This window comes from Bacillus niameyensis, assembly GCF_001375535.1.
GTDB classification, from domain to species: Bacteria; Bacillota; Bacilli; order Bacillales; family Bacillaceae_C; genus Lederbergia; species Lederbergia niameyensis.
In genome coordinates this window covers 4,637,466-4,644,391 of record NZ_LN831197.1, presented here as the reverse complement: position 1 = coordinate 4,644,391, position 6,926 = coordinate 4,637,466, and the positions used below count along the sequence as shown (strand labels likewise).

Annotated in this window: 5 protein-coding genes and 1 pseudogene; 4 read left to right on the top strand and 2 right to left on the bottom strand. The window is 39.1% G+C overall.

Translation table 11 applies throughout. The annotated features are described in order from the left end of the window. Window positions 1-782: pseudogene (locus tag BN1243_RS21265) on the top strand (transglycosylase domain-containing protein); the annotation flags it as partial. A gap of 413 nt (window positions 783-1,195) precedes the next feature. Here BN1243_RS21265 and acsA read toward each other — a convergent pair. Beyond that, window positions 1,196-2,914, bottom strand: coding sequence for an acetate--CoA ligase (acsA, locus tag BN1243_RS21260; protein WP_062110207.1), 1,719 nt, complete (start codon window positions 2,912-2,914; stop codon window positions 1,196-1,198). A 221-nt stretch (window positions 2,915-3,135) separates the two neighbouring features. Between acsA and BN1243_RS21255 the strand changes: the two genes are divergently transcribed. From BN1243_RS21255 to BN1243_RS21245, 3 genes are read left to right on the top strand one after another with little or no spacing between them, the layout of a single operon-like run. Next, window positions 3,136-3,768, top strand: coding sequence for a GNAT family N-acetyltransferase (locus BN1243_RS21255; protein ID WP_062110205.1), 633 nt, complete (start codon window positions 3,136-3,138; stop codon window positions 3,766-3,768). A 24-nt stretch (window positions 3,769-3,792) separates the two neighbouring features. Continuing rightward, window positions 3,793-4,440 carry a CBS and ACT domain-containing protein gene (locus BN1243_RS21250; RefSeq protein ID WP_062110204.1) on the top strand — a complete coding sequence of 216 codons (648 nt, stop codon included), beginning with the start codon at window positions 3,793-3,795 and terminating at the stop codon, window positions 4,438-4,440. Then, a complete protein-coding gene (locus BN1243_RS21245; protein WP_062110202.1) occupies window positions 4,437-5,618 on the top strand; it encodes an acetoin utilization protein AcuC in 1,182 nt (393 codons plus the stop codon). The genes BN1243_RS21250 and BN1243_RS21245 overlap by 4 nt, the downstream gene beginning before the upstream one ends. A gap of 39 nt (window positions 5,619-5,657) precedes the next feature. Here BN1243_RS21245 and ccpA read toward each other — a convergent pair whose 3' ends face one another. Next, entirely contained in the window at window positions 5,658-6,656 is a 999-nt protein-coding gene (gene ccpA, locus BN1243_RS21240) for a catabolite control protein A (RefSeq protein ID WP_062110200.1), read from the bottom strand. Window positions 6,657-6,926 lie beyond the last annotated feature (270 nt).

The following is a 6,926-nucleotide window of genomic DNA, read 5'->3' as shown; positions in this document are numbered from 1 at the left end:
AACCTGAAATTGTTAAATCAGGCGAAAGGTTCAAAATGCCTGGCGGAATCGTTAGTCGTTCCTATTGTGCCTCTTCTGGCATGTTACCATCGGAATCTTGTCAAAAGGCTGGGCTTGTTCGAACAGATATTTTCAATGCTAAATACGTTCCTAGTAAAACAGATGATAGCTTAAGCCCTGGTGGTCGTTATATCCTTGCAAACGGAAAAAAATATAGTGCGCTATCTTCTACTCCAAAAGAATTTACTAAAGAAGGTCTTGTAGTCAACCCAGAATTTTTAAAACAGATGACCCTTGGCTTAGTTCGTGACTATTCACAACTCATTCCGCAAAATTCTGGATGGAAGAATTTAATTGTTGCTGATGCAAAGCTAGAAGATGACGGAAAAGCACCAGCTGCTGTTAAAGCTAGTTTAGCGGGTGACACAATTAAATGGAGTGCTTCTTCAAGTAAAGATGTTGTTGGCTATCGTGTCTATAGCGAAGCTGGTAAAAAGATTGCCTCGATTGTTTCTGATGAAACATTTGCCCATAAAGTTGGCAAAGGGAAATTCTATGTAGTAGCCGTCGATGTGGCTGGAAAAGAATCCCAACCTTCGAACCAAGTAGGCGAAGAAGAAAAAAAGGAAGAGGAATCAACCGAAGTAACTAAGCCTAATGATTCTGAAAAAGAACAAACAAACAATGGTCAGAAAGAAGAAGGCAAAAATAATCAACCTAATAAAGACAAGGATCAAAAAGAAAACAAACAACCAGAAAAAGAAAAGCCAAAAGACGAATAAACAGAACAAAAGCGCAAGCGCCTGTTTAGCGACGTACAAATTTAAATAATAAGGATGAACGGCTAAAAACGCGCCGTCCTGGCGCAACGCCGTTCTGACCAACATCCTGTTGGCCTGAGATAAAGGAAACACGGCGAAGCATGAGCCGATGTTGACTTATCGTAGGAAGAAGACGTAAATTTGCTAGTCGCTAGGCGCTGGAGCTGGGCGACAAACCCTTCTGTTAGAACTTATCCACACGCTAAAATTTTATCATTTCCTAAACATTAAAAAAAGCAAGTGGAGGAAATATCTCTTCTCGCTTTTTCTCTTAGAGTAGAACCTTAATCGCAATCAACAATATGCAACAGTCCAAGTTAACAAAGTCAAAGAAATCAGCCATTCCCTTATGGAAGGCTGATTTCCTTTTATGATTAATCTTCCATTGTCGATAGATCCCCTGTAGGTAAATTCAATTCCCATGCTTTAAGAACACGGCGCATGATTTTCCCACTACGAGTTTTTGGCAGCTTATCACGGAACTCAATTTCCCTTGGGGCTGCATGGGCAGCTAAGCCAAGTTTTACAAACTGCCTAATATCCTCTTTTAATTCATCAGTTGGCTCATAACCGTCCAATAACGCAACGAAGGCTTTAATTATTTCTCCACGAACGGGATCTGGTTTACCAATGACACCTGCTTCAGCAACAGCTGGGTGCTCAAGAATTTTACTTTCAACTTCAAAAGGACCGACACGCTCACCAGAAGTCATAATTACATCATCGACACGGCCTTGGAAGAAGAAATAGCCATCTTCATCCATATACGCAGAATCACCTGATACATACCAATCGCCTGGTAGAAAATATGATTCGTATTTTTCTTGATTATTCCAGACAGTACGCATCATCGACGGCCACCCTTTTTTAATAGCAAGGTTCCCCATCCGATTTGGAGGAAGAATGTTCCCTTGATTATCAACAATAGCAGCTTCAACTCCCGGAATTGGCTTACCCATCGACCCAGGCTTAATGTCTAAGCATGGATAATTCGTAATTAAGATTGCTCCTGTTTCTGTCATCCACCAGGAATCATGAATGCGTTTATTAAACACTTTTATCCCCCAGCGAATCACTTCTGGATTTAGTGGCTCACCAACACTTAATACGTGGCGCAGTTCGGATAGATCAAATTGCTTCACTAGTTCATCCCCTGCACCCATTAACATCCGGAACGCCGTTGGGGCGCTGTACCAGACAGTTACACCAAAGTCTTCTAATGTTTGATACCATGTCTCCGGTTTGAAACGTCCACCAACAATGACATTAGATGATCCTGTAAGCCATGGTCCAAAGATTCCGTAGGATGTTCCCGTTACCCAGCCTGGGTCAGCCGTACACCAATAAATATCCTCTTCTTTCAAATCATGGACGAAACATGCTGTCTGATAATGTTGAATCATCGCATTATGAACATGAAGAACTCCTTTAGGTCTTCCTGTTGAACCAGATGTGTAATGAAGAATTAACCCATCTTCCCGGTCAACCCACTCAATGTCGAGGTCTTTACTAGCTTCTGCTAATCGTTTATTAAAATCAATATACTGATCCTTTTCTTCCACATTTTCTCCAACTAGAAAAATATGCTTTAAATTAGGTAACTCGGCAACTGGAACTCTACTAAGTAATTCAGGAGTTGTAACAAGAACTTTCGCTTGACTATCTTCTAAACGGTCGCGAACAGCTCCCTCCATAAACGCTTCGAATAAAGGCCCTACAATCGCTCCGAGCTTAATGGCACCGAGAGTAGCAAAATACAATTCAGGAGAACGAGGCATAAAAATAAAAACTCGATCGCCTTTTACCACATTTCCGTAGCTTTTTAATACATTCCCTGCCTTGTTAGACATGACTTTCATATCCCGGAATGTATACTTCTCTTCCCTGGAATCATCACGGAAAAAAAGAGCCACTTTATTTTTTCTGGATGTCTCTACGTGGCGATCAATTGCTTCATAAGCCATATTGACTCGGCCTGTTTCAAACCACGAAAAGTTTTTTTCTGTTTCAGCCCAATCAAAATTAGCATAGCTTTCATCGTAGTTCTGCAAATTATAGTCTCCCTGAACCGCTGGCAACGCTTTCAAATCCATATTACGTAACTCCCCTTTTCTCTCAGATTGCACAGACGCCATTAAGTTTTTTAACGTCTATAAACTCTACCAGTAAGAAAATATTAGGCTTACTGGAATTTATGTTTTATATTATAATATAAAAAGCTACCTTTCTCAATTTTAAAAATAAAGCGAGTAAATATTTTTTTCTGTATACTCTTAAACTAGCTAATAAGTAGGCATGAAAAGAGGGTTGAAGCTTGGAACACATCAAAACATACCATTCATTAGAATTGCAAACGAGAAATGGAAATCTATTAATTGAAGGCCCAATCTCTGGCGAACAACTAAAGTCTTTGAATTTCCATGAGGATTTAGTCGCTTTCAGACCCGCTAAACAACAGCATGAAGCATTGGTAGAAATCGCTGACCTTCCAGAAGGAAGAATTATCGTTGCACGAGCTGATAACGAAGTAGTCGGATATGTCACTTTTCTTTATCCTGACCCACTTGAAAGATGGTCACAGGGAAATATGGAAAACTTAATCGAACTTGGGGCTATTGAGGTAATCCCTAAATTCCGTAGTAGCGGGGTTGGGAAAGCTTTGTTAAAAGTATCCATGATGGATGATTTCATGGAAAATTACATTATTATTACGACAGAATATTATTGGCACTGGGATTTAAAAGGAACAGGCTTAAATGTTTGGGATTACCGAAAAATTATGGAGAAAATGATGAACTCAGGCGGTTTAGTATGGTATGCCACAGATGACCCTGAAATCACTTCACATCCCGCCAATTGTCTAATGGTCAAAGTTGGCAAAAGGGTTGATCCTGAATCTGTTCAAAAATTTGATAGTATTCGCTTTGTAAATCGTTTTATGTATTGATCTCTTTCATAGGAGTTGACGAATTTGCTTGTAGAACAAATTATGAATAAAGATGTTATCACTCTTCGTCCCGACGAAACAATTAGAGCGGCAATCCAAATAATGCGTCAGTGTGACATTCGCCATCTGCCGATCGTGAATAATGAAGAAAGAGTAGTTGGGATTGTAACTGAGCGAGATCTAAAGGCAGCGACTCCTCTATTAATAGAAGGAGATAAAGCCCAGGAACAATTGGAATTGCCAGTGTCCTCAATTATGATAACAGATGTCATTACAGGACATCCACTCGATTTTGTTGAAGAAGTAGCCCTTATTTTCTATGATCATAAAATTGGCTGTTTACCTATTGTAAGAAATGGAAAACTTGTTGGAATTATAACTGGAACTGATTTACTGCATACTCTAGTTGAACTAACTGGAGCAAACCAACCCGGGTCTCAGATTGAAATAAAGGTAGAGAATCGAAAAGGGGTTCTTTATGAAGTGACAGGGGTTTTCAATAAATTAAATGTCAATGTTCACAGTGTCCTCGTCTATCCGGACCCCATGAGTGAACGACATAAAATCCTCGTTTTCAGAGTAGCTACGATGAATACTACTAAACTTGTGCTAGCTTTGAAAAATGAGAGACTTAACGTACTATGGCCAAGTATGCCAGGGACTAATCAATGAAAAATTCAATTTTCATCTATTCCGACAAGTTATTAACGTACCGTTTTTCTGAGCATCATCCTTTTAATCAACAACGGTTACTTCTAACATTAGATTTGTTAAAGAAATTAAATGCGATTGCGCCAGAGGATATCATTCCACCTAGAATCGCAACAGATGAAGAACTCCTTTTGAATCATGAACGCAGCTATATTGAGGCCATTAAAAAGGCTGGGAATGGCATGTTATCTGCAGATGAAGCTGAAAGTTTTGGCGTTGGCACTGAAGATACTCCTATTTTCAAAAATATGCATGAAGCGAGTGCACAACTTGTTGGCGGCACATTAACAGCAGTAGATTACGTCATGCAAGGGAAAGCAGAGCACGCCCTTCATTTAGGCGGCGGTCTTCATCACGGTTTCAGAGGAAAAGCATCAGGTTTTTGCATTTATAATGATAGCGCTGTCGCCATCCAGCATATAAGGCAAAAATACGGAGCTAAAGTTTTATATGTTGATACAGATGCTCATCATGGTGACGGAGTACAGGCCTCTTTTTATGACGATGATTCTGTTTGCACATTGTCCATCCATGAAACCGGTCGGTATTTATTTCCAGGTACAGGTAATATAAATGAATGGGGACAAGGACAAGGATATGGATATAGTTTCAACATCCCACTTGACGCTTTTACAGAGGATGATTCCTTTCTAGAAGCGTATACGACAGCATTTAAAGAGATTGCCGAATATTTTAGACCAGATGTCATTTTAACTCAAAATGGAGCTGATGCTCATTATTTTGATCCTTTAACCCATCTTTCCACAACGATGAATACATATCGAATGATTCCTAAACTAGCACATGAAATTGCTCATCAATATTGTGGTGGAAAATGGATAGCTGTAGGTGGTGGAGGTTACGATATTTGGAGAGTCGTTCCAAGGGCTTGGGCTTTAATCTGGCTAGAAATGACGGGTCAATCGACTATTAGCGGCTCCCTTCCAAAAAATTGGATTGAAAAATGGGAGGAGAAATCCCCAGTACCATTAATTGATCAATGGGAAGACCCTGCCAATATGTATGAGCCGATTCCCCGCAGACAAGAAATTGAGGAAAAAAATCGGCAGATAACGGAACGTGCTCTCTATTTTGTTCGGCAACAACAAAAACAAATAAAGAAGAAAAACGGGCATTAAAGGTAGACCCGTTTTTCTTCTTTATAGCTAATCAGGCATCTATTTTGTTGTTCCTCTATATTCGATACGATGTGGTAGAACTACAGAGCCTTCTTCTACATTTTCCTTGTTCATATATTTCGTTAACAATCTCATCGCAACTGCTCCAATATCATAAAGCGGTTGAACAATCGATGATAATTGCGGTCTTACCATAATAGCTAGTTTTGTGTTATCGGAAGATATAATTTCTAAATCATTTGGAAGTGATAAGCCCTCATCCTGAGCACCATTCATAATGCCAATAGCCATATCATCATTACCAGCAACAATTGCTGATGGTCGCTCTTCCATCTTACTGAAAGCTTCCCAAGTTTCATAACCCGATTCATAGGTCTCGTCACCCTCAATGACATAGTCCTCATTAAATTCGATACCCGCTTTTTCTAATGCATTTTTGTAACCAACCAATTTCTGCATTTGATTAATAGGGTTGTTCAACGGACCAATCATAAGACCTAGTTTCTTATGCCCTTTCTCAATCAAAGACGAAACTGCGTCTTCAGTAGCTTGGCGATAATCAATATTTACTGATGGCACCACTCCTGATTGATCAACAGATCCTGCCAGAACAATCGGAACAGGAGAACGTTTAAATTCATCGATATGGGTTTCTGTAATATGTCCACCCATAAACACAATACCGTCCACTTGTTTACCTAACATTGTGTTAAGAAGACGTAACTCTTTATCTAAGTTCTGATCTGAATTACTAAGAATAATATTGTATTTATACATTGTTGCTATATCTTCTATTCCCCTAGCAAGCTCCGCATAAAAGATACTGGAAATATCAGGAATAATCACACCTACAGTTGTTGTCTTTTTACTAGCCAAACCACGTGCTACTGCATTCGGTCTGTATTCTAGTCTTTGAATAACTTCCATTACTTTTTTTCTAGTTGCTGGTTTTACATTAGGGTTACCATTTACTACTCTGGAAACGGTGGCCATTGATACGTTTGCTTCTCTCGCAACGTCATATATTGTTACGTTCATTGATTTTCACACTCCTCTAATACATTTTCAACAAAAAGCAGATAAATAATCCATTTTTACATATATATTTCCATCATATCATACGCTAGCAACGAAATCGCTAATAAAGAAGCGAAATATCGTTCATTGAGGGGTTCCTGCTCGATAGAAATCTCTTAGTAAAAAATTCTAATTTTTCGTGAATTATTTCACAACAAAACAAACATTATTCCAGCTGTCTTCTCTTCCATTAGATGTTATGGTACATTTCTAATAATAGCAGAAAATCAT